Source organism: Streptomyces sp. NPDC002730 (assembly GCF_042888805.1).
GTDB lineage: Bacteria > Actinomycetota > Actinomycetes > Streptomycetales > Streptomycetaceae > Streptomyces.
In genome coordinates this window covers 1-24,599 of the sequence record NZ_JBIAQG010000026.1, presented here as the reverse complement: position 1 = coordinate 24,599, position 24,599 = coordinate 1, and the positions used below count along the sequence as shown (strand labels likewise).

General features: G+C 66.5%; 20 protein-coding genes and 4 pseudogenes. 13 read left to right on the top strand and 11 right to left on the bottom strand.

What is annotated here, in order from left to right:
- Positions 1 to 69: 69 nt before the first annotated feature.
- Positions 70 to 1,186, bottom strand: a pseudogene (locus ACFYXH_RS40285) (PP2C family protein-serine/threonine phosphatase).
- A gap of 366 nt (positions 1,187 to 1,552) precedes the next feature.
- Between ACFYXH_RS40285 and ACFYXH_RS40280 the strand changes: the two are divergent.
- Positions 1,553 to 3,076, top strand: coding sequence for an alpha/beta hydrolase (locus ACFYXH_RS40280; RefSeq protein ID WP_389574211.1), 1,524 nt, complete (start codon positions 1,553 to 1,555; stop codon positions 3,074 to 3,076).
- Between the two features lie 373 nt (positions 3,077 to 3,449).
- Positions 3,450 to 3,830, top strand: coding sequence for a hypothetical protein (locus tag ACFYXH_RS40275; protein ID WP_389574209.1), 381 nt, complete (start codon positions 3,450 to 3,452; stop codon positions 3,828 to 3,830).
- A 203-nt stretch (positions 3,831 to 4,033) separates the two neighbouring features.
- Here the strand turns inward: ACFYXH_RS40275 and ACFYXH_RS40270 are convergent, their stop codons facing one another.
- The gene (locus tag ACFYXH_RS40270; RefSeq protein WP_389574206.1) at positions 4,034 to 4,426 is read right to left on the bottom strand and encodes a nuclear transport factor 2 family protein; all 393 of its coding nucleotides are present in this window, start codon (positions 4,424 to 4,426) and stop codon (positions 4,034 to 4,036) included.
- A 104-nt stretch (positions 4,427 to 4,530) separates the two neighbouring features.
- Here ACFYXH_RS40270 and ACFYXH_RS40265 point away from each other — a divergent pair, with 104 nt between their 5' ends.
- A complete protein-coding gene (locus ACFYXH_RS40265; RefSeq protein ID WP_389574203.1) occupies positions 4,531 to 4,974 on the top strand; it encodes a MarR family winged helix-turn-helix transcriptional regulator in 444 nt (147 codons plus the stop codon).
- 279 nt (positions 4,975 to 5,253) lie between these two features.
- Here the strand turns inward: ACFYXH_RS40265 and ACFYXH_RS40260 are convergent.
- A pseudogene (locus ACFYXH_RS40260) lies at positions 5,254 to 6,514 on the bottom strand (NF041680 family putative transposase); the annotation flags it as partial.
- Positions 6,515 to 6,718: 204 nt separating this feature from the next.
- A complete protein-coding gene (locus tag ACFYXH_RS40255; RefSeq protein WP_389574202.1) occupies positions 6,719 to 7,567 on the bottom strand; it encodes a hypothetical protein in 849 nt (282 codons plus the stop codon).
- Positions 7,568 to 9,055: 1,488 nt separating this feature from the next.
- Between ACFYXH_RS40255 and ACFYXH_RS40250 the strand changes: the two genes are divergently transcribed.
- A complete protein-coding gene (locus ACFYXH_RS40250; protein ID WP_389574199.1) occupies positions 9,056 to 9,337 on the top strand; it encodes a hypothetical protein in 282 nt (93 codons plus the stop codon).
- Positions 9,338 to 9,404: 67 nt separating this feature from the next.
- Here the strand turns inward: ACFYXH_RS40250 and ACFYXH_RS40245 are convergent, their stop codons facing one another.
- The 4 genes from ACFYXH_RS40245 to ACFYXH_RS40230 form a co-directional block, all read right to left on the bottom strand.
- The gene (locus ACFYXH_RS40245; RefSeq protein WP_389574197.1) at positions 9,405 to 10,199 is read right to left on the bottom strand and encodes a hypothetical protein; all 795 of its coding nucleotides are present in this window, start codon (positions 10,197 to 10,199) and stop codon (positions 9,405 to 9,407) included.
- A gap of 475 nt (positions 10,200 to 10,674) precedes the next feature.
- A complete protein-coding gene (locus ACFYXH_RS40240; RefSeq protein ID WP_389574195.1) occupies positions 10,675 to 11,988 on the bottom strand; it encodes an MFS transporter in 1,314 nt (437 codons plus the stop codon).
- Positions 11,985 to 12,590, bottom strand: a complete 606-nt coding sequence (locus ACFYXH_RS40235; protein WP_389574193.1) for a helix-turn-helix domain-containing protein — start codon at positions 12,588 to 12,590, stop codon at positions 11,985 to 11,987. The genes ACFYXH_RS40240 and ACFYXH_RS40235 overlap by 4 nt, the downstream gene beginning before the upstream one ends.
- A 217-nt stretch (positions 12,591 to 12,807) precedes the next feature.
- Positions 12,808 to 13,920 carry a DUF1152 domain-containing protein gene (locus ACFYXH_RS40230; RefSeq protein WP_389574191.1) on the bottom strand — a complete coding sequence of 371 codons (1,113 nt, stop codon included), beginning with the start codon at positions 13,918 to 13,920 and terminating at the stop codon, positions 12,808 to 12,810.
- Positions 13,921 to 14,187: 267 nt separating this feature from the next.
- Between ACFYXH_RS40230 and ACFYXH_RS40225 the strand changes: the two genes are divergently transcribed.
- From ACFYXH_RS40225 to ACFYXH_RS40195, 7 genes and pseudogenes are all read left to right on the top strand, one after another.
- Positions 14,188 to 14,358, top strand: coding sequence for a UTRA domain-containing protein (locus tag ACFYXH_RS40225; protein ID WP_389574189.1), 171 nt, complete (start codon positions 14,188 to 14,190; stop codon positions 14,356 to 14,358).
- 422 nt (positions 14,359 to 14,780) lie between these two features.
- The gene (locus ACFYXH_RS40220; protein ID WP_362694185.1) at positions 14,781 to 15,071 is read left to right on the top strand and encodes a CU044_2847 family protein; all 291 of its coding nucleotides are present in this window, start codon (positions 14,781 to 14,783) and stop codon (positions 15,069 to 15,071) included.
- A complete protein-coding gene (locus ACFYXH_RS40215) occupies positions 15,064 to 15,924 on the top strand; it encodes a serine protease (protein ID WP_389574186.1) in 861 nt (286 codons plus the stop codon). Before ACFYXH_RS40220 ends, ACFYXH_RS40215 begins: the two co-directional genes overlap by 8 nt.
- Positions 15,925 to 15,937: 13 nt before the next feature.
- Positions 15,938 to 16,987 carry a macro domain-containing protein gene (locus ACFYXH_RS40210; RefSeq protein WP_389574184.1) on the top strand — a complete coding sequence of 350 codons (1,050 nt, stop codon included), beginning with the start codon at positions 15,938 to 15,940 and terminating at the stop codon, positions 16,985 to 16,987.
- Positions 16,988 to 17,271: 284 nt separating this feature from the next.
- Positions 17,272 to 17,503 (top strand): annotated as a pseudogene (locus ACFYXH_RS40205) (transposase); the annotation flags it as partial.
- Positions 17,504 to 17,622: 119 nt separating this feature from the next.
- Complete coding sequence (locus ACFYXH_RS40200) at positions 17,623 to 18,174, top strand: YciI family protein (RefSeq protein WP_389574260.1); 552 nt, start codon at positions 17,623 to 17,625, stop codon at positions 18,172 to 18,174.
- Positions 18,175 to 18,497: 323 nt separating this feature from the next.
- Positions 18,498 to 18,842, top strand: coding sequence for a hypothetical protein (locus ACFYXH_RS40195; protein ID WP_389574182.1), 345 nt, complete (start codon positions 18,498 to 18,500; stop codon positions 18,840 to 18,842).
- A gap of 166 nt (positions 18,843 to 19,008) precedes the next feature.
- Here the strand turns inward: ACFYXH_RS40195 and ACFYXH_RS40190 are convergent, their stop codons facing one another.
- On the bottom strand, positions 19,009 to 19,779 hold the full coding sequence (locus tag ACFYXH_RS40190; RefSeq protein ID WP_389574180.1) for a class I SAM-dependent methyltransferase: 771 nt from the start codon (positions 19,777 to 19,779) through the stop codon (positions 19,009 to 19,011).
- 622 nt (positions 19,780 to 20,401) lie between these two features.
- Between ACFYXH_RS40190 and ACFYXH_RS40185 the strand changes: the two genes are divergently transcribed.
- Complete coding sequence (locus ACFYXH_RS40185) at positions 20,402 to 20,770, top strand: VOC family protein (protein WP_389574177.1); 369 nt, start codon at positions 20,402 to 20,404, stop codon at positions 20,768 to 20,770.
- Between the two features lie 37 nt (positions 20,771 to 20,807).
- Here the strand turns inward: ACFYXH_RS40185 and ACFYXH_RS40180 are convergent.
- A pseudogene (locus tag ACFYXH_RS40180) lies at positions 20,808 to 21,329 on the bottom strand (MFS transporter); the annotation flags it as partial.
- Between the two features lie 469 nt (positions 21,330 to 21,798).
- Between ACFYXH_RS40180 and ACFYXH_RS40175 the strand changes: the two are divergent.
- Positions 21,799 to 22,722, top strand: coding sequence for an SMI1/KNR4 family protein (locus ACFYXH_RS40175; protein ID WP_389574174.1), 924 nt, complete (start codon positions 21,799 to 21,801; stop codon positions 22,720 to 22,722).
- 56 nt (positions 22,723 to 22,778) lie between these two features.
- On the opposite strand, the gene ACFYXH_RS40170 is transcribed toward ACFYXH_RS40175, so the two are convergent.
- The gene (locus ACFYXH_RS40170) at positions 22,779 to 24,473 is read right to left on the bottom strand and encodes a hypothetical protein (RefSeq protein ID WP_389574172.1); all 1,695 of its coding nucleotides are present in this window, start codon (positions 24,471 to 24,473) and stop codon (positions 22,779 to 22,781) included.
- Positions 24,474 to 24,599: the final 126 nt, after the last annotated feature.

The window sequence follows — 24,599 nt, the reverse complement described above, 5'->3', positions numbered from 1 at the left end:
GGTTCTTGACATGAGGTCAGGTCCATTCGCCGGCTCGACACGGATGCGGGGGAGTGGTGGCAGGCCGAGTCATAGGCGCACGATGACCAGGGCGGTGTCGTCGGTGAGACCGTCGGGCGGGAGCAGGTCGGCCAGCAGGGCGTCGGCGAGGGTTTCGGGGTCGGCCGCCTGATGGCGGGCCAGGGAGTCGGCGAGCCGCGCGAGGCCGGTGTCGATATCTTCGCGACGGCGTTCGATCAGGCCGTCGGTGTACAGCACGAGGACGGCGCCTTCGGTGAATGGCGCGGCGGCCTGTACCCGGGGGCCGTGTTCAATGCGGGCGCCGAGTGGGGGGTCGGTGGCCTGGTCCAGGAACTCGACGGTGCCGTCCACCTGCAGGAGGGCCGGTGGGGGGTGGCCGGCGCTGCTGCAGGTGATGGTGTGGGTGCCCCAGTCGATGAACGTCTTGGCCACTGTGGTGTTCTCAGCGCCGTCGACGGAGCGGGCGTACAGCCCGAGGACTTCCAGGGCCCGGGCAAGGACCGTCGACGGCTCGGGAGGCGGCGCCGAGCGCGCTGCGCAGCTGTCCCATGACGCCGGCCGCGGACAGGCCGTGACCGACAACGTCGCCGACGGCGACCGCGATGCGGTCGCCGGGCAGGTCGACCAGGTCGTACCAGTCGCCGCACACGTTCAGCGTGCCGACGGCGGGCCGGTAGCGTACAGCCGCCCGGTGGCGCCCGACCGGGCGGGGGCGGGGCAGCATCGCTTCTTGCAGGCTCAGCGCGACTTCGCGGGCGCGGATGAGTTCGGTGACCTCCTCCACCCGGTGCAGCAGCAGCGCCACCCGCCCGTCCGGACCGATGACGGGGACGTTGAGGAGGCTCCAGTACCGCTCGTCCCATACCCCAGGCTGGTCGGGGTCTTCCACGTCGACGCGCTCCAGCGCGATGGTGTCGCGCTCGCCGGTGTTCGCCGCCCGGATCAATGACGCCTCAAGGTTGCGCAGGACGGCCGCGGTGGGGTCGTTCGGGTTGTCGGGGACGTCGTCGGGCAGGTAGCGGCCGACCACTTGCTCGCGGGTGAGGCCGCGCATGCGCAAGAACCCGTCGTTGGCGTCCGCGTAGAGCAGCTGCGGGGTCAGTAGCGCCACCGCCCCCGGAAGGGCTTGGAACACCGCTGTGTAGTCGATCTCCGGTTCCGTCACGTCTTTCCCGCCTCGACGCCGCCGCTTGTCTGTCTTTTCACGATAGGAGCGTGGAGCCAGGGCACCGGTGTTCCTCTTGCCCTGGAGCCGGGCAGGTCACCCGAGCGGCCCTCGGCGGCTGGCAGGGGGGGCTGAGGCCGTTGGTCGAAGCGGCCGGGTGGGCAGCGAGGTCCTGATCTGCACCCGCAGAGTCGTCCAGGCTGACCTGCCAGCACGCCGCGCAGCGCCCACCCGGCCAAGGCGTGTATCGAGGTACTCGGTGCCGGGGACGGCAGGGCGGGGCCGCGCATACCCGGGGGACAGCCCCACCTGCGTTGTCATGCCTGCTGTATGGGCTCGGGTGGTTCGCTCAACCACCCTTGGGACATGACGACTTACCGAACCAAGGCCCTTGTTCTCGCCCTTTCCGCGACAGCGGTCGCGACCGGCCTGACCGCCTCAGCCGCCCCGGTGGCGTACGCGGGAACGTCGGCCGCCGCCGGAACCTCCCCCGTACCCGCCCTCAGTTGGCGGTCCTGTGCCAAGACCGACGGTCCGGCCGGTCAGGAGTGCGCCGTCCTGCCCGTACCGGTCGACTACCGTGACCCCAGCGGTCCGCAGCTCGACCTCGCGGTGTCCCGTATCCGCAGCGACCGGCCCGAGGCGCGGCGCGGAGTGCTGCTGGTGATCCCCGGAGGCCCGGGCAGCTCCGGGGTGCGGCGGCTGACGGACAAGGGCAAGGCGCTGGTGGGGGAGATGGACGGCGCGTACGACCTCGTCAGCCTCGATCCGCGCGGGGTGGGAGGCAGTACGAAGGCGGGCTGCGGGCTCGACGAGGACGACCGCCGGCTGGGGACCCTGCGGGCTTGGCCGAAGCCGGGCGGCGACATCACGGAGAACGTTGCCCGCGCCCGGCGGACCGCCGAGGCCTGTGACCGGAACGGGGGCGAGGCACTGCGGAGCTTCAGCACCGCGAACCAGGTGCGCGACATCGACCGTCTCCGTCAGGCGCTGGGCGAGGAGAAGCTGTCGGCCTGGGGCGCCTCGTACGGGGCCTACGTCGGTTCCGTGTATGCGCAGAAGTACCCCCGGCACACGGACCGCTGGGTTCTGGACAGCAGCGGCGACCCGGATCCGGAGCGGGTCGGGCAGGGCTGGCTGGAGAACATGTCCAGGGCTGCGCACGAGAGGTTCCCGGACTTCGCCGACTGGGCGGCCAACCCGCCCGCCGAGTACGAGAACCTGCGGCTGGCCGGACGGAGCGAGGAGGTGCTCCCGCTGGTCCTCGCCCTGGCCGCGAAGCTGGACCGCGAGCCGAAGGAGACGCACACGGCAGGTGTTCCGCTCACCGGCAACATGCTGCGTCTGGCGGTCCAGAGCGCCTTGTACAGCAATGGCTCTTTCCCCCGGCTGGCCCAGCTGATCCAGGCGGCCGGGCACCCCGAGGGGAAGCCCGTTCTCCCCGACGACCTGGCGTACCCCCTGCCGGACTCCGACGCGTCGCTCACGGTCGCTGTGATCTGCAACGACGTGCGGTGGCGCGGGACGGCCGCCTCGTACGCACGCGCTGTCGCCGCCGACCGGGCCCGGTACCCGCTGACGGCCGGGATGCCGGCGAACATCACACCCTGCACGTTCTGGAAAAGCGCCCCGGCGGACAAGCCCACCCGGATCACCTCCCGGGGCCCGTCCAACATCCTGATGATCCAGGGCCTCCGCGACCCGGCCACCCCGTACTTCGGTGCCCTGAAGATGCGCCGAGCCCTTGGCGACCGGACCCGCCTCGTCACGGTGGGACAGGGCGGCCACGGCGCATATCTGGGCAACGGCAACGCGTGCGGTGACCGGAAGGTCACCGAGTTCCTGACGACCGGCGAGCGGCCGGAGCAGGACACGCACTGCGCGAACTGAGCCGGACGCGCGGTACGGGCCACGGATCGACGCTTTGTGCGACCTCGTGGGCAGAGCCTCGTGAGCGGCGCCGCACCTGACGGCAGTCACGCGTACCTTCCGCGACGGGCACACCGCCACCTGGTGGGCCGCCGACGCACAGCTGGGCCGGTGGGGCCCTGACGGCACCACCCGGCTCGTGGTCGCCACCGACATGGCGCAGCGGGGCCGCAGCTGCTCACCGGCCTTTACTCCGGTGCGACTTGGTGGTTCATGTGTTGAAGTTGACTCCACAGGCACCCGTGATCACGCGGTGGCCACCACTACTTAACCTCGGCAGAACCGCCGTTACCAAATAAGGGCCGGTTCTCCGGTCGAAGGAGCCGACACATCCATGGAAGCCCAAGAGTCCACCGACATCTGGTTCCGGAGCCATCTGTCACTCGGAGAACTCGCGGCAGCGCTCGACGCGCGGGTTCACATCACCGACGCCGAGAACTACTGGGCGTGGGTCGAGGCGGACCTCGCGGGCATCGACATCAACATCTCACGCACCCACACCATGGCCCCCGGGAAGACCGATACCCGCATCTTCCGTAGCGGATATCCCTTTTCAGCGTTTCCCGAGCGCACATTCCGCCACATCGTCGCCCAGCTTCAGCATGTCGGTATAGACCCGATCTACCTGGGCAAGTGGACATATCTGAGCGGCAACGACTTCGACCGCGTGGTCCATGAGGAGGCTACGGCTCAGGCGCCCAAGCTCGGGCAGTGATGCTTCCCGCCGCCGACACAAGCTCAGAAGATGCAACTGCCGTATCCGAGCGCGGTATCAGTCTCTGACACCCACGGATACGGCAGCATTCGTCTCCGACCCGGCCGGGCGTCGAAAGGGTCTGGGAACGGGTGATTCGCCGCCCGAGACGTCTCTGTAACCCGCGGGCCACATGCTTCAAGTCGGTGATCGAGTGCCGGGTGCTAGCGGGCACTGCCGATGTTGCGATCGGCGTCGGTGCCCTGGAGCATCAAGGTGGTCTCCTCGATGCGACTGAATCGGCCGTCGGGTGCAAGCTCGGCGAATACGTAAACCTCCATGCTCACCGTCGAGTTGTCCTTCTTCGTGACGCGCACGGTGTGCCGGTCGGCGTACTTGCTGCCGTCATACAGCTCGTCGTGAACCTCGACGTGGCCGCCGGCGACGATGGTGCGCACATGGGTGATGTGCTCGACGAACGCGGCGCGGTCGTCCCACTGCCCGTCGGTGCGCTGGCGGTACTCCGGGGTGAAGTGGCGGTCGGCAGCCTCCTGCACGGTGAGGTCGCTGCTGAAGATCAGATCGGTGAGGGCGGCCTTTATGCCAGTGCGGATCATGGGACTTCCCTTTCGAGGACGAGAACGAAGAAATGCGTGCGCCGCGCACGCTTCTCCTTCACTGTAACAGGCGATGCGTGCGCAGCGCACGCTATTCTTGGAGTGTGGAGAACGAAGTAGGACACGAGATCGCAGACGCGCTGGGCATCTTGCTGCGGCGCACCACTCGCGCACAGCTGCACAAGAAACTCACCAAGGGCATGGGTGAGGCGGTGGACGAACTGACGTACCCGGTACTCAGCGCACTTGCCCGGACCGGACCCCGCAGCGCGGCCGACCTGGCCCCCGACGTCGGAGTCGACCGCTCCGGCGTCACCCGCCGCGCCTCCCGGCTGGAGGCCGCCGGCCTCATCCGTCGCGAGAGCGACCCCACCGACCGACGCGCACACCTACTCGTCCTCACCGAGCAGGGCGAACTCGCAGTGGCAGAACTGCGAACACGTCTGGCTGCCCACATCGTGGCGAGCCTGTCCTCGTGGCCCCCGGGCGAAGCCGAGACATTCGCCCACCACCTGCGCCGCTTCACAAGCGAAGGCCCGTTCACATGACTTGGCCGCGTTGGCATTGTCGTCGTTCTGGCAAGCCGTCAGGGACAGCCCGCCGCGAGCGCGACGGTGGCGGTTGCGGCATGGGTACGGAAGGTGTTCTGGCGGATCCACTCCCCGTTGTGATGCTTGATTTCAGTGGCAGTTGATCAGCGCGATGACGACTGCGGTGCAGAAGATCAGGACGCCGGTCGTGACAACGTTGGTGACGCTTACGCGGGTTCGATCAGGAGACACCCACCCCTGGACGGTCTTACTGGGACGGTGCGCAGTCGGGAGTCAGCGGCGGACTCGGGCCGGGGTCAACTGCTCGGACAGGACGGGCTTTTCCCAGGGGCGGCGGAGATCCGCGGTCAGGGAGCGGACGAGTCGGAGCTGGGCCAGAGCGGCGATGAGGACCCAGGTCCAGCGGTCTGCTGCTTCGGGCGTGCGGAGTTTCGGGGTGGTCCAGCCGAGGGTCTGCTTCGTGAAGCGGAAGGTGTGCTCCAGGTCGAAGCGTCGGAGGTAGACCTGCCGGCAGCGGTCCACGTCCGGCGGGGAGGCTCCGGTCCTGGAGGACCACAACCACACCGGCGGCGCCTCGCGGTCCTTGCTGAGGTGCGACCTTCAGCCGGATCAATGTGCCCTCGACCAGGGGGAGTTCGCCTTCGTGGTCGAGCCAGGCCGAGCGGTGGGTCAGGCGTGGATGGACTCGGTCCCATGCCTGGGTCTGGGCCTTGCCGTAGTTCGTGGTGTCCGTCGCCGTGACGACGGAGGGCTCCGGCCAGGTTTCCGGCTTGGTGAAGTGGAACTCCGGCCCGTGCTTGGGCGGGCGCCCGCCCTGCGGGTCGTAGACGCGGGGCGGCTACGGCAGCCGCATCACCCGGTCGGAGCGGACCCTGCCCACCAGCTCGACGGGCAGGTCCCTCAGCACCCAGGCCAGGCGGGTGATGTCGTAACCGGCGTCGCCCACGATTACGATCTCCGGATCCCCAGGTACCCACTGGTCGGCCGCGATGAGCCGCTCGATCACGGCTCGGAGCTGAGCTGCGGTCACCGCGGTCGCGTCATCGGCCGGCCCCAGGCGGACCACGTCCACGATTGTGGTCCAGGAGGTGCGGCCCGGCTCCAGGACCGCGACGAAGGAGTACGGCCAGCCCGGGATGAACTGGGACGCGGACTTCGCGTGGCCGTAGACGTGGCAGAACAGCCGCTCCGCCGAGCACGGCGCGTCGGAACGCAGCCACGGCGAGACGTCGACGGCAAGGACCAGCCGATCGTCGGGAAAGCGCGGTAGCGGCAGGGCGGCCAGTACCTTCCTCAGCCGCTCGACGTCGATGCGCCCCTTGTTCAGGCCGCCGTACATCCCGCCGTGACCACGCCGATGTTCAGGCACGAGTGTCAGGTCCACCGGTGACTTCACCGGACCGTCCGCACACAACACCGCGTCCGCGAGCTCGAACAGTTCATCGCGCCGGGCGGTCAGACACGCATAGAAATCGCCCCGGAACCGGGAGGCTTGCGCCAACGCTTCCCGCCGGGGCCCGGATCGGGGCAGAGTGATGTTCACGGCCTTCGTGCTGATTAGATGCCTGACTCGACACGGCACACGATCGCGCGAAGGCCGCCCGCACAACCGGCGAACAACGAAGGCCCGCCCCAAGTACGAACCCTGGTCGAGAGCCTCGGACAAGGGGTCAACCCGACACGGTCGCTCTGCGTGACTCCCGAAGATAGAGAGCAAGCTCAACCAGCGGCCGCATGCCGATCAGCCCGTGAGCGGGCCTCCGACGGAGTCGGCGGCCACGGCCTGGGCATCCTTGGGGGGCACCGGCGCGGCCACGGGCTTGCCATGGTCCGTCAGGTTCACCGTCGCCGTGACCTTCACGTCGCCGAAGTCGCAGCCAAGACGGATACGGACGATCTGTCCGCCCTTGCTGACCCATACGTCGGCGAACGCCGGGAGCCTGTCGCCCAGTTGCTCCAACGGGGTCTCCAGCTTCGCGCGCCGGTCCTGCGCCATCCGCAGCAGCAGGGCCTTGCGGTCCAGCTTGCCGCGGTAGTGCACGGCCGAGGTGCCGTTCACCTTCTCCTGACCCACCTCGGTCACGTCGTTCGCCATGGCCACCTGGCGCAGGACATGTTCCGGGTCGTTGAGGGGCGCGCGCATCAGGGAGTGGACCTCGGCCTTGTCCCGGGGAGTGGAGCGCCAGCCGGTATCGCCGTTCCTCTCACCCGGCATCCGGAAGTAGATGGTGCCGTCGCTGAAGACCTCATCCAGGGGCACCGCGCGCTCGGCGGGGCCGCCGGTCTGCCCGAGCGAGGCCGTCAGGCGACCCTTGTCGGCCTTCATGTCGAAGATGCCCTTCACCGCGATCGTGAAGTCCTTGCCCTCATTGGTCAGCCGGATCTCTTCGTCGATCCGGGCGGTGCTCTTCTCCGCGGCGCCGACCGCGGCCCGTACCGCGGAGCCCGGATCGGCGGACGGGGACGCGGACCACTCGGTGGACGACACCTGTCCCTTGCCTTCCGCCGCTTTGCCATCCGAGCCGGAGGAGCAGGCGGAGCCGAACACGGCTATGGCACTGATGCTGATGAGAATGGCTGAACGCCGCATTGTCTTCCCCGTGGGTCATGGTGGGGCAAGGCGGAATTCCCCCCTTGCTGCAGAACGAGCATTCTATTGCCATGGGTGGGGCCGTCCCCACCTGCGTCGCAAGCTGGCCGCGACTGCCCTCCAGCCACCGCGCAGCCACTCCTTCGGAGAAGAACAACACCAGTTCCGCCTCGGATCCAAGCTGACCAAAACGCGTATCGCCGCGCTCGAGGCCGAGCACGACATCGCTCTTCCTGACCCTTCCCGACAGTTCCGAACGCACGTCGGCAGCTCAGGCGCAGCACCGTTCTACGGCCTCATGCTGATGGAGCGATGGTCGTCATCCGTCATGAATCCCGCCGACAAACCAGGGCACCACGCGGCTTCGACGGCGCAGGCCGCGAACTACGCGGCAGCGACTGTTCCTCCGCATCCTCGAAATGGGTTGCACCGACATATGCGTCCTGGGCGTGACCGGGCCGCTCACCGGCCACATCCTCATAGGGAAGCGTGACGCTTCCGCGATCGCTTCCTGCCGGACATCGTGATGCAGCAGACTCACCCCTGGCGGTCTTGGTCTCGACAAGGTGAAACGCGCGCTCTGGACAGCACGCAGGATCACGCCAAGACCGCCCCCACGTCCAAGGCGAGCCCGCCGGGACGATCGACTGGGTGGTGACGGCGCGCAGCATGGTGGTGTCCGAGGCCGAGTTCGTCTCACAGAAGTTGAGCCAGAACCCGAGTTTTGACGGCACTCAGGTACTTGCCAGGGCAGCGTCGGGATGACCGGAGCCGATACCGCCCCGTTAGCACCCGAGCTTGAGCTTCAGATTCAGCCGTGGCCGGCTGACTGACTATCGCCAAGACCGTCGGCCAACTCACCTGCGTCTCACGGAGAGTTGGCCGGTACTCCATCAGAGCGAATTGCCAGCAACTCATCGGGGGTCGGAGGCCCCTGGTGCACGAACGGGACGGCCGACGTCGGATGACCAATTGGGCCGGAAGCGTTCGACGAAGTCCGTGAAGTCTTTCCGCAGATAGCGAGGATCGGACGGCCCGGATCTGCTGACGGCTGTCAGCCCACCAGATCTCGAAGTCGGCGACCGTGCCTTCCGCCGGCCAGTCACTATTCTGTTCCGGCAGCAGCAGGACGTCGACGAAGCCTCCGACGCTCAGCCCGATGTCCACGAAGATCCCGATCGCACCGGGACGGGGAACCTTCACGATCGTGCCCTCGAAGACCTGCCCGAAACGCAGGCTTCCTCGAATCCGAGCCCACTCCGCGTCTGTGACCACGAACGCATCATCGCACCACGGACCGCGAGCAGCTGGGCTCAGCGTGAACTCATGCTCAAACCGACCTCACACGGTGGCAGGGGTATATGCCCTCGCATGTGCGCATCCACCGGTTGACAGTCAGGGAGAGAGCACATCGGCCAAGCTGCTGCGGTCAGCAGACGGGTCCACGTCACCACTGCATGATCCGCCGTATCGGCCTACCCTCGGAACATGAGCGAGATCTTCGTGATGTACGAGCTCGATCAGCGGCCTGCAGCGCGATCATTCACCGGAAGGTCCCCGGTAGAGGAGCGGCCCGTCCTGCGGGTGCACGCGGCGAACGCCGCTCCCGGGTCTTCCACCACTCCAGGGCCACGCACCTTGTGCGGTCACGACACGTTCGCCATGGAGGCGGCCACCTGGAAGCCCTCGGAGCATCCCGGTTCATCGTGGTACACACCGAAGTACGCCCAGCTCGTCTGTGCCCAGTGCGCGACCGTAATGGAGGCCTGATGAGCCCTTCAAACGGTTGTGCCTCCCTGCTGGCTGAAAACCTTGGGCGGGGCGGCCTCCTGTCGGATCAGCCGATCGGCTGACGTGTCTGAGCGCGGACCTCGAGGGTGAGCTCTGCGTACTCGCTGAGGTCGATGTTCTCCGGGCGCTGCTTGTCCAGCTCGGCGCTGGCGAACAACACAGTGGCTGCCGTGCTGCCGTCGGCCCACGCGCAGGCAGTGTTGGTGACTGGTTTGTGGTCGTGGGAGCTCATCACGGCGCAGCTCAGCGTCACGCTGGTCCCTGCCGGGGTGATGTCCGTGGGTGGGGCGAACAGCTCGTTGCCCTCGGACGGTTCCTCGAGGCCCCGCACCATCTCCCGGCGGACGTACTTCGCCTCCCGGATCTGTCCGTGCAGACCGGTGATGACCAGCGCGTCGGAACCGGACACCCCGCCGGTGTAGGAGGCAATGGTCGCCGCATGACTCCGAATACGGTGGTCGTGCAGATCCTTGAGGCTCTGCTTCCCCTCCGTCTTCGACGAGTCCTTGGCCAGCGTGTACTCGCCGTCCAGCAGCGTCTTCGGCACGGTCAGTTGATGTGTGGCCTTCGGCCAGTTGCCGTCCGCGACCCCGGCCGCGTTCAGCACGAGGAACAGCGTGTAGCCGAGGCCGCCGAGCAGGACCAGGGCGCCGGCGACGACGCCGGTTACCAGACCCGCCCTCTTCTTGGGCTGCGGCGGCACCCAGGCGCCCGAGAACTGCGGATAGGGCCCGGCCTGACCGTACGGGTGCTGAGACGGGACGTGATGCGGATACTGCTGCTGGGCGGGCTGCCCGTACGGGCCCGGACTCTGGTGTGGCTGCTGTGACGGCGCGGTCATGACCATGACGCTACGTCACACACACCGCCCGTCCGCAGGCGCGTCGCATTGGGCTCGGGGCGAGTCGGACGGTGCGGCCGCCGAGAGGAGACGGGCCAGCTCAAGCGCTAAGGAGCTACCTGAGGCGCTTTCCTGTGAGGAACCGATGTCGCGGTAGGGCGGGAAGGTCGACGCCGATGCGGGCGTGCAGTTGGAGCATGTCTTGGAGGTCGATGTGGTCGCCGCCGTCAGCGAGCACCGGACAGCGAGAGGAGCTGGCGGGCCGTTACCGAGGTGGCGGGATCGAGACTCGCGCGGATGTCCCATGGATCATGGCAGTGGGTGTGGGTGTGGGTGTGGGTTATGGGTGGGGGTGTGTCTGAACCGTTGGCACGCCGACGGCTTGGCTCTCACTTCGCTTGGCAGTTTTCCCGTGAGATACGACGGGAGGTCCTGGCGCTCGGCGCCGAGGGACGGTCGCCAGGCGCGGTCGTGGTCAATGACGAGGTAGGACCGGCTCGCCATCGGGACCCAGCGGAAGCTTGGAATTGCTCGTTGGCTGACGGGACGTCGGCAGGTCTCGGGACCGCCGGATCGGGGAGAAGAACAGGATCAGTGCGGCGAGCGGGACCCCCGCTGTCGTGATCGCCATTGCGGTGCGGATGCCGAGCGCGGTTCCGAGCAAGCCGCCGAGCAGTGCTCCGAGAGGGATCGTCCCGTAGCTGAGGAATGCTGTGCTTGCGGTGAGGCGACCGAGGAGATCCGGCGGGCAGTAGCGTTGCTGGAAGCTTGCTTTGATGACGTTGCCGGCCACGACGCCTGCGGAGACGCAGAAGCCGCCTGTCACAAAGAGCAGGATCCCGGCACCGCCGACGGTCAGCGGGATGAGCAGAGCGAGCACGGGAAGTCCCAGTTCGAACAGCAGCGTGGCGCGGGCCGTGCCGATCCGGCCGGCGACCCGGCGTGCGACGAAGGCCCCGGCAACGCCTCCGGTGCTGGTAGCCGCGATGAGTGCGCCGACCGGCCCGGGGGTCAGGCCGACACTCCGGACCAGGAAGACCACCTGGATCGACTGGTATCCCATCAGAGCCAGGTTGGAGGCGGCCCCGAAGAGCGTCAGTGTGCGGAACCAGGGGTCGTCGGCGATCAGCCGCAGCCCTTCGCAGACTTCACTGACCAATGATTTGGGGCGATGTTCGGTCCTGGTGACGCGTGGCTCGCGATGCCGGATACCTGCCAGGCACAGGAGGGAGACGAGGAATGTCGTGGCGTTGGCGAACATCCCGTTCACGGCACCCGCCAACTGTGTGATCAGGCCGCCGGAGCCGAGCCCGGCGATCTGGGCGGCGGACGCGCTGCCGTGCAGTTTGGCGTTGCCCTCGGGCTGGTCATCGGGTTCCAGAATGCTGGGGAGATAGGCGCTGTAGGCGGTCTGGAAGAACACCGCTGCCGTGCCCGTCAGCAGTGCGACGGCCAGCAGTAGTCCGATACTCAACCAGCCGAACCAGGCGGCGACCGGGACGCCGGCGAAGAGTAAAAGGGAGACCGCGGCGGCGGCCACCATGATCGGTTTGCGCCGCAGCCGGTCCACCCAGACACCGACCGGGAGACCGATGATCAGCCAAGGGGCCCAGGCGGCGGCGCTCAGCAGACCGACCTTGAACGTGCTGGCATGCAAGGTGGAGACGGCGACCAGCGGCATCGCCACCCCGGTGACGGACGTGCCGAACTTGCCGACGGTCTCGCCGCACCACAGCAGGCGGAAATCGCGGTGGCGACGCAGGAGGCCACCGCGTATGCCCTGGCTCATGTGGCGCCACGCTCCTTGCGGGGGAAGGACTGGAGCTGCACAACGACAGGGAGCGCGTCCGGGGCAGGCTCGGCGTCCGGGGCAGGGGTATGGCGGGCGATGACGGCCATCAGCTCCGCGTTGAGCGCCTCCAGCTGATCCGGTGTCATCCGCAGGTCACGCCAGTCCGAGATGGTGCCGGCGCTCCGCCACCTGTCGTCCCAGTCCTCGCTGAGGTAGTTCATGACCCGGCTGAAGTAATGCCGTACCAGTTCGTGCAGGTAGACCGACAGCGCGCCCCGGGTGTCGGGATCGTCGCGGAAATCGGCGGTGTTCAGCTCGTTCGTGATGCCGACCCTTCTCCACCAGCGCTCGCGCTTTGTGCCCCGTCCGGTTTCTTCCTCGATGAAGCCGTGCTCGGCGAGGTGGCGCAGGTGCCAGCTGATGGTGCCGGTGTTCTCCCCGAGGCGTTCGGCGAGCCCGGTGGCGGTGGCGGGGCCGTCCAGACTGAGCAGTTCAAAGATGTTCATCCGTAGGGGATGGGCCAGCCCCCGCAGGCTGCGCGCGTCGATGCGCCGGGTGGGCTTGGCGGGCTTTGGTGTGCGTTCGGGTTGGTCGGACATGCCAACAGCGTATGTTGCAGAGTCTTCTCTGCAGAGGATTCTCTGCAGAGAAGGCTCTGCAATATTTCGCTGCGGGTGGCTTGACGGGGGAACGGAGCCCGGCCGTTCCCCCGTACCACGGGCAAGGAGGTAGTTGTCAGCGAGCCCGGCGAGTACACCCGGCGGAAGATCGTCCAGGACAGGCGTCAAGCATCACCCGACGCCTCATCGTCAGCCGTCAAACGAAGCTCGACACATCGGAAGGGATGTGCCAGAGCGGGGCCGCGTACTGCTCAGGACGGCTGCTGAGCAGCAACGCTCTGAGGTCCTGGCGCTGCTTGCCGCCGAGGCCAAGGGCCTCGGTGATGCGGCGGAACGTCGTGTGGGTGACGCCCCGACTGCGGGCTTCGGCCTCGAATCGGTCGAGTTGGTGGAGTGCGGACTCGGGGTCGAGCTTCTGCTCTGGCTGAGTGCCGAGCCAACTGGCCTTGTTGCGTTCGTAGTCGATCTCGGAGTAGCCGCACACTTCACGACTGTGCTGCTCGGCCTCGTCGAGAGTTTCCGTGGCGAGGATGGCGCGGGCGAGTGCGTTGCGATTGAGGGCGTCGTCCAGGTCGGCTTCATGGACGGTGGGGCCCTCGTCGGTGAGGGGGACCGGTAGACCTGCGTCCCGAACTTCGCAGAGGCCTCGAACTCCTCCGGCGGTGGCCGCGAGCATTGCCGTTGCTTCGGAGGGATGCCATTCCAGGACCGAGCTGACCGGCTCGACGTGCTCGGCCGTGAGAGTCATGACCGGTGGGCCCATACGGTTCCGTAGGTCGTCGGCGGAAAGCTCGCCGTCCAGGCCGGGGCCGGCGACCAGGAGCCGTACGGGAGCGTTGACTTGGCAGCAAGCCGCGAGCGTGAGGGCGTCGGCGAGTGGGCTGCGGAGGGTTGGTTCATCGCCCCGCGCGAGGATGTCGCCCCCGACGTCCAGGAGGTCGATCGACTCAGGTTCCAGGTACTGGATGAGCTCTTCGAGCTGGCGGGTGATGCCCTCGGCGCCGTGATGCGGGTCGATCAGGGCGAAGGTGTGCGGCAGCTCGGCGGCAAGCCGGGGGAGTGTCGATCCGGCGGGCGCGACGGGTGTCGCGTCGGCGGGCACGGCTTGGACGCTTCTGGTGAGAGGGCGCAGGCCGGTGAAGTTGGCCGGCCCTCGCGGACCGGGCACGAGGTCGATCAAGAGGCGGTCCCACGCATAGGTGAGGATCACCGCCCGGCTCCCTCCGCTGTAGAGGGCGGCGTCGAGCATTGCGGCGGCGACTGCGTCGCCCCCTCCACCTGCTGCCACGATCAAGCGCGTCACCCTCATCAGCGTACTGATCACCTCGGCCGGATGGCTGGAGGCTCCCAGCTACGTCGCCGAGGCGCTGCATCTGACGGCCGGCGCCTGCGCGATGCACCGGCACCGGGTTACCAAGAATGAGTCCGGGCCCGATCACTCTGTCTACCTCCTGGTTCGGTCCGGATGCGGGTGAGCGTGCGCCGAACCTCCCGGATTCGGACCGGAGGCGGGAGGGGACGCTGATGTACGTCGAGAATCAACTGGCCGGCAGGGCAGTTATGCCGAGGACCGGATGTGTGCCCGGCCACCGAGGGGGAGGCAGGCGATCTGGAGCTGGAGCCTGGTTCGGCGGTGCTGATTGTTCATCACGTCGTATACGACATGCAGGATCACCCGGTGGAGGTCGACGAGGCGACGTACCCGCCCGGCCGTTGGGCGTTCGAGAAGGGATACCCGATGGGCTAGAACGTCGCGTCTCTCTTCGTGAATCGCTTGCGGGTGCCGTGGATGCCGGGGGGCGAGGTTGGAAAGCGGTTGGCACCCGCTCGGAGTGCGCGGGCTTCCTCGGCCGCTCCGTCACGCCGGCCTCAGAAGGTCTGGCAGTCATGGCCGGACCGTATCGGCAGGCACTGACGCCGCCTTCATGGCAGCTGCGCTGTCAGGTCTGGCACTCAAGTCAGAACCCCGCCCGCACTGAGCTGGAGCTTCGGGCGCGGGTCAGTGACCAACCGGGTAAAGTCGGCGAGCCATTGAGGGGACTCTTCCACTGCCAGAGCTCCAGCATCTGGAGCGGCTGATCACCCGGAAACGCTAGCCCGCGTGCTCATACAGAACATCGGACGGTGATGATGAGCGATTTAGTTCGCTTTGAGACTACGCAAGGCCCTGTGCTGATCGAAGTTGACGAAGAATCTTTCGGGGTTGAGCGCGTATCTCGCGATCGCAACGGAGTGATCGAAGCAGGACGTCGGTTGGACGAAGCGTTACAAGCCGCACGTCCCACCATTCGCGCGGTGGTCCAGACCGTGCGGGAAATGGTGCCGGACGAGTTCGAGATCGAATTCGGGCTCAAGTTGAACGCCGAGGCCGGCGTTGTCGTGGCGAAGACAGCCGCAGAGGGACACTTCACCGTCAGGCTCGGGTGGCAACGGTCGAGCGAGGGACGGGCTGGTGCTTGATTCGACGATCGAGCGGCCCCCCTGGCTGCTGCGGGTCCGCCGCAGCACGAGTGAGGCACCAGTAGGAGCAGGGATCTTCGTGGGGGAGCGATATATCGTCACCTGCGCGCATGTCGTCATGGCCGAGGCGTGGCGAACGCCCCTGATGGACACTGTGCATGTCGAGTTCCAGCACGCAGAGCCGCACCAGTCGATTCCCGCGAGGGTGGTTGAAGACGGATGGCACCCGGATCCGAATATCGGCACAGGTGACGTGGCGGTTCTCGAACTGCAGCTGCCACCGCCACGGGGCACCATGCCTGCCCCTCTCTGCTCGACGGAAGTGGGGGTATGGGACCACCGGTTCCGTGCGTATGGCTACCCGCGAGGGCATGAGGAAACCGGAGTGCCCTCACGAGGAGTAGTGATCGGTGCCGCAGGTGCCGAGCGGCTGCAGCTGCAATCGGACTCCTCCCTTGGCTTCGCGCTGGAACGGGGCTTTTCGGGATCGCCGGTGTGGGACGTCGAACTCGCGGCAGTGATCGGGATGGTCGTCACACGAGACCGGCCCCGGGGAGACAGCGGCGATCCGCGGACCGGTTACGCGATCCCTGTAGAGGTCATCGGACGCTACTGGACATCATGGCCGCTGCCAATCAATTCCCGTCCTCCGACCGTGGGGCCATCCGGCATCGGAGCAACGGAGCGTGAGCATTTCAACAAGCTACTCCGCATTCATGAGCGCAGTATCCAGATCCTCGAAGAGCAGGAAGCGCGGTACGCGGGAATCGCCCCCGTGCATCTCCTGACACAGCTGGAGGACGAGCGCAGCCGGCTGTCCGAGCTGCGTCGTCGGCTCGGACTGGAAGAATGAGAGGTGCAAGCCGTTGTCGCGGAATTCACCCGTCTACCGCATTGGAAGCTCCACCTTCAGCGTCAGTTACGGCCCTCTGCAGGACTCAAATGCCGAGGTTCTCGTAAGTTCCGACGACAATTACCTGACCATGGGCGGGGGAGTTTCTCAGTCTCTCCTGAGGTCGGGCGGCTCAGAGGTTCTTAAACATTCCAGGAAGATAATTCCGCTGAGCATCGGCGATGTGGCCGTGACGACCGCAGGGAAACTCCCTGCAAAATACATCTTCCATGCGGTGACGATTGACCTGGACCGCAGAATGTATCCGGACTATCGATGCATCAGGGCCCTGGTGAACCGCGCCCTGGATTTGGCGGAAACTCTCCGCATCCGAAGCATTTCTTTCCCGGCTCTGGGGACTGGTGTCGCAGGTTTCCCTCTCTACGACGCTGCCGCTGCCCTGGTCCCGACGATCTGTGACCGGCTCGCCCGGAACATGTCGCTGCAGGAGGTCAACCTGCTCCTTATGGCCAGAGGCGGAGTCGGAGAGAGTGATCTCACCGTTTTCTACGAACGTGCCGCCTCGCTGGCGTCGGTGGCCGCCCAAGGGCAGAGGCTCGCCGCGTCCATGGGGCGCCTGCAGGATGTGGTCGCTGATACAACCCCCTCGGACCTCAAATCCAACCTGTCGGACCTGCTGTCGGAAATCAGGGATGAACTCGCGACCCTCGCGAGGAGCCCTCGGTCTGTCGAGGAAATTGATCGGCGGCACCAAGAGAGTGGCGTCGCAAATACTGGAAGACATGTAGTCGAATTGATTGATGACGCGGACGGTGTCGGAAACTGGACAGATCTGCACGTTGAGAGAAAAGCGCTGCAAACGAGACTTGAAGGGCTGAGTACGCTCCTCAACGTCCACTACGGCTCGTTGAATAAATTGGAAATCGAGAGGGCTCGATATGCTGGAGTCGGAATCCCGGTCATTCTCGAGAATCAGATCATGGAAGTAAATGCGGAGATCAGTCGAGTGGAAGAACTGACGAGAGAAACGCGGAGAAAGGTCGAAAGCCTGACGGGAGGGTAACCGCCACGAGAGATGGACCGCAGATGCCAACAACCCCGTCCTGACCTGCTCGGGCCCGGCTACAGGCGGCAGGAGCGGCTCCTTCTCGGCCGGGCAGCCCGGCCAGCTTTGCCGGAACAGGCGGCCGGCCGTGAGCCTGGAGCCGCTCGGCGGGTGGGTGCGTCGGGCCGCCCAGGAGCTGACCGCTGGTCGGCGGGTGGTGGGTGAGACGAAGTTGGGCCGGTCAGTCCACCGCTCGAACCTCGACCGGCAGAACGGCGCGGCAGCCCCTCTCGACGCGCGTGCCCATCCGGGGCCGCGTCGGCCACCCGCGCCGATAGCCCGACTCCTTCTTCGCCGACCTCGGCTACGACCACGACATCTACCGCGACGAGGTCCGAGCCCTGGGCATCGTGCCCGCCAATCGCCCGCCGGGGCACCCGGCACGGAACTGGCCTGGGAACCTACCGATGGGTGGTCGAGCGAACCTTCGCCTGGCTTCACGGCTTCAAACGCCTCAGAATCCGTTGGGAACGATGAGCCGACATCCATGAAGCCTTCCTCAAAGTGGCCTGCTGTCTCTTCACCCACCGCTAACTCAACTCATTGTGTGAGCCGATGTAAGAGGGTTGCGCGTGGTGATGAAGACTGTGGGCATGGAGTTCTTCTGCTACCACCGCGATCGGCCCGGCTCCGTGGCGCTGCGCCACGAGCTGCTGGAGGAGCACTGGTCCTACATGGACCAGTACGCGACGGAGATGATCGCCCGCGGCCCGACCCTCACCAGCGACGGCGACGCGCCCACCGGCAGCGTGCACATCGTCGACCTGTCAGATCCCGCCGCCGCCCGCGCGTTCGCCTTCGACGAGCCTGGCTACCAGGCAGGCATGTACCGCGACGTGCTGCTGCGCCGGTGGCGCAACACGTTGGGGCGCACCATGTGGGATTTCCCCGGTGGCCGCACCGGTGGCAACCGGTACCTGGTGCTCGGCCTCGGCACGGGCCAGGCCGCCGACCTCGCCGTGCCGCCCGACCAGGACGAGTTGATCGCGTACGGGCCGCTGCTGTCTGATGACGGCGTCACCTGGCTGGGTACGGCGGCGCTGGTGCGGGCACCGGACCCGGACACGGCACGCGCCGTCCTAACCCCGGACCGATACGCCGACATCGAGGTTCACAACTGGCAGTTCGGCGGGCGGCCGTCATGAACCGAGGCGTCGCCAACCTTCCACGTCATTGTGTTAGCCGTTGTTAGAGCTCCTGACGGAATGAGCTGCCCGGTTTCACCCTGATCGTGTCATCAGGCACGGCAAAGCCTGCCTGGCCGTGTGTCCGGCGGCTTGCGGTGGATCACCGCCGGTCTCGGCTCCGACATCGACTCCTCCCCCCGCAGGCGACACCCGGCCCGGCCAGCTTCGCCAGCCGGGCTTGATCTTCTCCCAGACGGCTGAGCACGTTGGCTCGGGAGAGTCGTCGAAAACCTGCTGCTGACTGATCGATAGCTGATGAACGTGGTTGGTAGTGTCCGACCGTGACCTTGACGGACCTCTGTGAGCGTTTTCGTGACGAAGCTCAGCGGCGACGGGTCCAGGCAGTGATCCATGACCGGCTCGCGGACGACCGGGATCAGCAAGAGTGCCGCTATCTCATGCGGTTGTGGTGGCAGCTGAGCCTGTCGTATCAGGAGGTGTCGATCGAGCAACTCAGGATGAACGTGCACAAGTCGAAGCTGGAAGTCGTCGAAGAGCTGATCAGCGCCATCAGGACATCCCCTGATGAGGTCGATGCCTGGATCGTCACTACGCAACAAGCGTGTCCCGTGATTCACGACAGCGGCTTCGCGGCTTACATGGACCAACAACGGCCAACACAGTGAGCTGAGTTGGCGGTGGTGATGAGGCAGCAGCTGGCGAGTTTGAGAAAAGCTTCGTGGATGTCGCAACGTCGTTCAACAGCGGACGTGCAGGCGCCGGAAGCCGTGCAGCCAGGCGAAGGCCCGCTCGACCACTCTCAGCGATAGCATCCCAAGGTGGCAGCCCGCGTCAGGGAACCCGCGCCGTGAGGAGAGGCTGGAAGAAGGCGCTGTCTTCGGGCAGCATCCACGCGGGCGCATCGAATCCCGCCTCAGTCACGAAACCGGTGAGCTGTTCCTTGGTGAGGGCCCAGTACGTGGTACGCCGTACCTCGACACGCCAGTCATGGCCGTCGGGGATCAACTGGAAGTGCTCCAAGTCGTAGTGCTCTCCATCTTCGTGCCAGTCCCACAGCTGGAAGGTGACAGTCCGACCGCTTCCTGATCCATGGAGCTGCGGGGCCGTCGAGGCGGGATGGGACTGCCGGATCTGGTCGTAGGGCCGGGTGCTGATCAGCAGGAGGCCCCCGCCGCGCAACACGCGGCGCATCTCGCCCAGCGCCGTGCGCAGATCTTCCGCGGTCAGCAGGTGAGGCAGGGAGTTGTCGGCGCACACAACAACGTCGAAGGCGGCGTCTTCGAATGGGAGCGATCGCATGTCGGCTGCCTGCGTGGGCATCTTCAGGCCGCGCTGAGCCGCCTCCCGCCCCGCACGCTCGGCGGCAGCCGGGCTGATGTCGGTACCCGTGACCCGGTGTCCTTGCAGCGCGAGGCCAACAGCCTGGGTACCGATCCCACATGCGCAGTCCAGCACCGCGGCGGACTTTGCACCAAGGGCTGAGCGGATCACTGCATCCAGAGCCTTGCCCTGGCGCACTACTGCGCTGTCCCAGTCGCCGTAGATGAGGTGATAGTCCGCTGCAAGTTGATCGTAGAACCGGGTCACTGAAGCGTCGTTCATGACAGTCACACTAGCCACGCGCCGCCCCCCACGCCCGCTGTGAGAACCATGGTCCGCTGGCCACCAAGCGGTTCGGCTCACGCGCTGCGGGCGCGGGCGGTGAGCACGACGGCCGGGGCGCACGGTGCGAGCAGCAGGCCGAAGGCGGCGCCGTAGCCGACGGCGTCGGTCGAGCCGGCGCCCAGGCAGGCGTTGAACAGGCCAAGAGACGCACAACACTGCTATCTGGCCCAGGTTCTGGGTGGTCTGCATCGCGCTGGTGGCACAGCCCTGCCGACCGGGCGAGCTGTGGGTGAGTACGTCGACGAGGACGGCGACGAGGTTGTGTTGGATCCGTGGCGGACAGCCGGGGGTGCGCTACTCGATGCAGCAATGGCGTTCGGCGCGCCGCACCTGGTGGACAGCCACGCCGTCGCAGTGCTGACCGCGGCCTGGAACGTGGTGCCCGAGCCTGCACGAAGCGTCTTGTTCCCCGAAAGGCTCAGAAAAGAAGCACAGGTTGACACCCCACTCTGCGCTGGGGCTCTGCGTTGACGCGAAACTAGATCGCGAAGTGTGGTGCTGATCCTTATCGTGGGACATCGCGAAAGTCCGAGAGTGTGATAGCCGTTACGGAGTCTCCATGCCCGCGCAGATGAAGCTGACGGCGATAACACTTGACTGCCCCGACCCATTGGCGCTGGCCGCGTTCTATCAGCAGGCCACCGGGCTCGAACTCCACGAAAAGTCCACCAGCGACTTCGCCGGGCTCACCCGAGGGGACGAGTACTTCATCGGTTTTCAGAGGGTCGATCACTACCAAGCTCCGCGCTGGCCCGACCAGACCGTCCCGCAACAAGTCCACCTCGACTTCGCGGTCGATGACCTTGACGAGGCTGAGGACCTGCTGCTGGAGCTAGGCGCGGTCAAGCCGAAGTACCAACCGGGCGGCGACAGGTGGCGGGTCTTCACCGACCCGGCCGGGCACCCCTTCTGCCTGACCAGAGGCTGAGTGCCTGTTGCCGCAACACCGCCCGCGCCGCCCTGTCTTACGCAGTCGCCAAGGGCTCGAGTTCATCGGCGGCGCGGGCGTCCCGGGTGCGGGATACCGCGAGTACGAGTGCCTGGACGACCGCTCCACACAGTCCCACCCACAAGGCAAACCGATAGCTGGCCTGGTCGGCGAGCAATCCGCCGAGCGGCGCCCCCACCGCCACCATCCCCCAGTTGAACGAGCGGATGGTGGCGTTCATCCGACCCCTTAGCCGGTCGGGCGTCACCGATTGGCGATAGCTCATCTCCACCGGGCTTTCGATCGAGATCGCCAAGGACATCACGAAGAAGGCCAGCGATACCGAGAGCAGCCCCCACGGTCCACGCTCAGCAAGGACCAGCGGCAGCCAGGCAACCGCGGCAAGGATGCGGAACACGATCAAGGTGGCACCAACGTCCAGTCTTCGCACCACCCACCCCGAGAGCGCACCACCAAGTACGGCACCGAGCCCCGCGCAGGCGTAGGTCACTCCCAGGCCGAAGTCCCCGATCTTCAACTCACGCAGCGCGTAAACCAGCGTCCACCTGGGGCGGAGTGCCCTGGGAACCAACGGCACGCGCGGGGGTGGCAAGTCGGCTGCAGTTCTGGCCGGAGGCCAGCAGGGCGCCGACGATCGCGCCTGCCGAGGTCGATGAACAGATCTGCCTCGGCTAGGTCCACACCGGCCTCGTGCAGCCCGACGACGAGCCCGGCCATCCAGGCGGTACCGACGGCTCCTCCTGCCCCTAAGAACTCCTAACGAAATGAACTTCGAAGTGGTTGGATCGCTCCGGGACCGATGATCCGGGGGGCGGGGTGGCTCGGCCGAAGCGGGCCCCGCACCCGGCTGCTGCGCCACCCCGCCCCAGCTGAAGAACCAGCAGGCGGGCGGCTGTCCCGTATCGCAGCCCGGCCCCGTCCGGCCGGGCCCCGGTACAGGCCAACCGGCCGCCACCGCTCCGGGGTCTGAGAGCCTTGAGTATTCGGCGACTGACGAGGAGCAGGCTGTGGCTGTTGAAATACCGGCGGACATACAGGAGCTCTGCAAAGAGTTGGGGAAGGGCGTTGAATACGCCCTGAAGGTGCTGTGCAGGCAGCTTGAGGACAACCCCCTGCTGGGCAGCCCCACGGGCGACCGGTACCTCTACGTCGCGGAGATCGACGGCGACACCTTCGAGGACTGCCCGGCGCTGCACGTGCACTACGCCTACGGCCCTCCCCTGCTGGTGGAGGGGCAGGTACAGATCAGAGACATCGCAGGGGCACAGCTGCCCGCCTCCGGCACCGGCACCGACGCCCACGACCGAGACCAGGCGCCGGACCCCCATCTGGAAGAGATTGCGGCGCGGCAGGTGACCGGTGCGTGGCAGCGGATCGAAACCTGGCTCCACGCCCACGCTCCGGCCTCGTACGCATCGCTCAAGGCCGGCGCATCCGAAGGCGAAATCGCCGCACTAGAGGAAGCGCTGGGTGTAAGGATCCCCGCGGACCTGAAAGCGCTGTGGTCCCTGCACTCTGGTGTCCACAACGTGCACGGCGCACGGTTCCTGATGGAGAACTGGGCCCTGATGGACCTCGACTCGGTGGTCAGCTTCTACCAGCAGCAGATGCGATCCCAGCAGCGGGACGGCGACGACGAGTTCACATTCTGGACGGTCTCCTGGATTCCGGTGTGCTCGTTCGGCGCGGACGATCGCACTTATGGCCTCTACCTGGATGCTGAGACCGGACAGCTCTGCTACTGGGACCGGTACGGGGAGCGTCGGCCCGAGTACGCGTCGCTGACCACCTACCTGGAAGAGATGGCCGATGCTCTTGAAGCGCCCTCCCTTGTCACGGGCGCCAGGCCCGGTCTGGCCGATGGGGGCCTGGCGTGGGGGCCGCCGACCGATCCCGACATCGAGGCGGCGTGGGTGCCGTTTGCTGGCTGACATTACAGCGGGGGAACCGGAATCTGTCGGTCCCCCCGTTGTGCGTTCAGGAACTGCTATCCGACCTTGCGCCAGGTGCAGACGGTGTTCGCGTTTGCGCAGTGCTCGAAGCCGGGATTGCTGACGAAGAAGCCGTCATCATCCAGCAGCCGCCACACCGACGGCTGGAGCTTCTTGAACGCTTCCTCGTTCTGGACTCTCGGGACCGCGGCCCGCCCGCAGCGCTCCTTGCCGGTGGGGCCGTTCTTGGCGACGCGGGTGTCCGCGAGCAGACCGAAGTTGGCGCTGCCGTCGCCTAGCTTGTCGGCGTACAGCTGGGCGCACTCGTTACCGTTTCCGACCTGGTTGACTCCGCCGGGGAAGCCTCCGCTCTCGTGCGTGGAGGCCATCGCGTACTCGTCGCAGCCCAAGGCCCCCAGGGACGCGTCGCTGGGGTGCGCGGTCCAGCTGTCCGGGCAGACCTTGTCGCGGCTGTTCTTCGAGGTCCACGGCTTGCCGGTGTTGGGGTTGGTGACCGTGGTGTCCGGGCCGAGGTAGTGCAGGAGGGAGTCCCACTTCACCGAGCCGGCGTGGTCGGGCATCTTCTCCTGCATCAGCCAGTAGTACGCACCGGCCGCCGGGTAGAGGTTGGTGTCGACGGTGTAGGTCGGCTTGAAGAACGGCAGCACACAGCCGGGTGCCACACCCGTGAGGATGTCGTCGCAGCGCGGGGCGAGTTCCCTCACTCGCACGTCACCGCTGGTGCCAAAGTTCGCTGTTGCGGGGTTTCCGCCGGCGTCCACGTTGGCGGTGATCGACCATCCGAGGTCGATGATCTCCTTGCCAGTGCCGGACCAGGTGGTCTGGATGGTGCCCCACCGGCCGCCGTACCGGTCGTCCATCTCGATGGGCCAGTACGCATCACCACCCGCTGGGTTGTTCTGGTCGTCCGCCCACCTGATGTTCGACGTCACACAGGACTTGCACGTCGACCCGACGTTCCACTTCATGTGGACGCCCTTGAGGACGGGGTCGATGTGCGTCGGCACCAGCATGATCTGCTGGTCGAACTCGGCGAAGTCAGAGCCGCTGTCGCCCTTCTTCGGGTAGGTCTTTATGCGCTGCTCGATGTTGAAGGTGGCCGTTCCCAGTGCGGGCTTCTCAGGATCGGTGTCGGTGAAGATCAGTGTGCCGCTGCCGATGGTCTTCAGGCAGGCTTCGGTGCGGGTCATGTAGTCCTTGCCGGACGGCTTGTCGTAGCACCAGCCGACCAACTCGACGTAAGGGGCGGCTGCCAAGGACCGCTTGACCTTGTTGGACTTCGGGCTGATCTCGATGCACAGCTTGTGCCCCTGCGCGTCGGCCATGCCGCACGTCCGCTTCTGTCCGGCCTCAAGGGTCGTACCGTCCTTGCGCAGCGTGGACAGCGCCGGGCCCGGATCGGTACGCGTCACCTCGATCACCTTCTGCGCGACCGGATCTATCGACGAGGACGCCTGCGGCGCAGGAAACGTCACGTAAGGCTCGATCCGAAAGTTCGCCCACGGGGACCAATTGGTCTCGTACAGGCTGCCGTCAAAGGCGTTGGTGTGGAACGTGTACGTCACGCCCGGCTTCAGCTTCCCGTACGGGACGGGGACGGACGCGGGCTTGCCCGAGGCGACATAGCCCGATACCAGAACGCCGTACGGGTTGGCGTCGGTCAGCTTGACCTGCGCCTTGGGCTTGCCGCTGGCGTCAGTCGTCCACACCTCGAAGGTCAGGGTGCTCATGTCGCCGTCTGCGTCGGTGACTGTGTTACTTAGACGTCATCTCATTTGGTGAGTCTGCGGTAGCAGATGAGGGTGCAGGCGATGCTGGTGAAGGCGAGGAAGTGGTCGGCTTTGCGTTCGTAGCGA

What these genes read in the sequence shown, in the direction of transcription:
- ACFYXH_RS40245 (WP_389574197.1), bottom strand. Translation starts at nt 10,199, where the DNA reads ATGACCGCGCCGTCACAGCAGCCACACCAGAGTCCGGGCCCGTACGGG.
- ACFYXH_RS40235 (WP_389574193.1), bottom strand. Translation starts at nt 12,590, where the DNA reads ATGTCCGACCAACCCGAACGCACACCAAAGCCCGCCAAGCCCACCCGG.
- ACFYXH_RS40185 (WP_389574177.1), top strand. Translation starts at nt 20,402, where the DNA reads ATGCCCGCGCAGATGAAGCTGACGGCGATAACACTTGACTGCCCCGAC.
- ACFYXH_RS40240 (WP_389574195.1), bottom strand. Translation starts at nt 11,988, where the DNA reads ATGAGCCAGGGCATACGCGGTGGCCTCCTGCGTCGCCACCGCGATTTC.
- ACFYXH_RS40255 (WP_389574202.1), bottom strand. Translation starts at nt 7,567, where the DNA reads ATGCGGCGTTCAGCCATTCTCATCAGCATCAGTGCCATAGCCGTGTTC.
- ACFYXH_RS40190 (WP_389574180.1), bottom strand. Translation starts at nt 19,779, where the DNA reads ATGAACGACGCTTCAGTGACCCGGTTCTACGATCAACTTGCAGCGGAC.
- ACFYXH_RS40170 (WP_389574172.1), bottom strand. Translation starts at nt 24,473, where the DNA reads ATGAGCACCCTGACCTTCGAGGTGTGGACGACTGACGCCAGCGGCAAG.
- ACFYXH_RS40270 (WP_389574206.1), bottom strand. Translation starts at nt 4,426, where the DNA reads ATGATCCGCACTGGCATAAAGGCCGCCCTCACCGATCTGATCTTCAGC.
- ACFYXH_RS40275 (WP_389574209.1), top strand. Translation starts at nt 3,450, where the DNA reads ATGGAAGCCCAAGAGTCCACCGACATCTGGTTCCGGAGCCATCTGTCA.
- ACFYXH_RS40250 (WP_389574199.1), top strand. Translation starts at nt 9,056, where the DNA reads ATGAGCGAGATCTTCGTGATGTACGAGCTCGATCAGCGGCCTGCAGCG.
- ACFYXH_RS40280 (WP_389574211.1), top strand. Translation starts at nt 1,553, where the DNA reads ATGACGACTTACCGAACCAAGGCCCTTGTTCTCGCCCTTTCCGCGACA.
- ACFYXH_RS40200 (WP_389574260.1), top strand. Translation starts at nt 17,623, where the DNA reads ATGGAGTTCTTCTGCTACCACCGCGATCGGCCCGGCTCCGTGGCGCTG.
- ACFYXH_RS40230 (WP_389574191.1), bottom strand. Translation starts at nt 13,920, where the DNA reads ATGAGGGTGACGCGCTTGATCGTGGCAGCAGGTGGAGGGGGCGACGCA.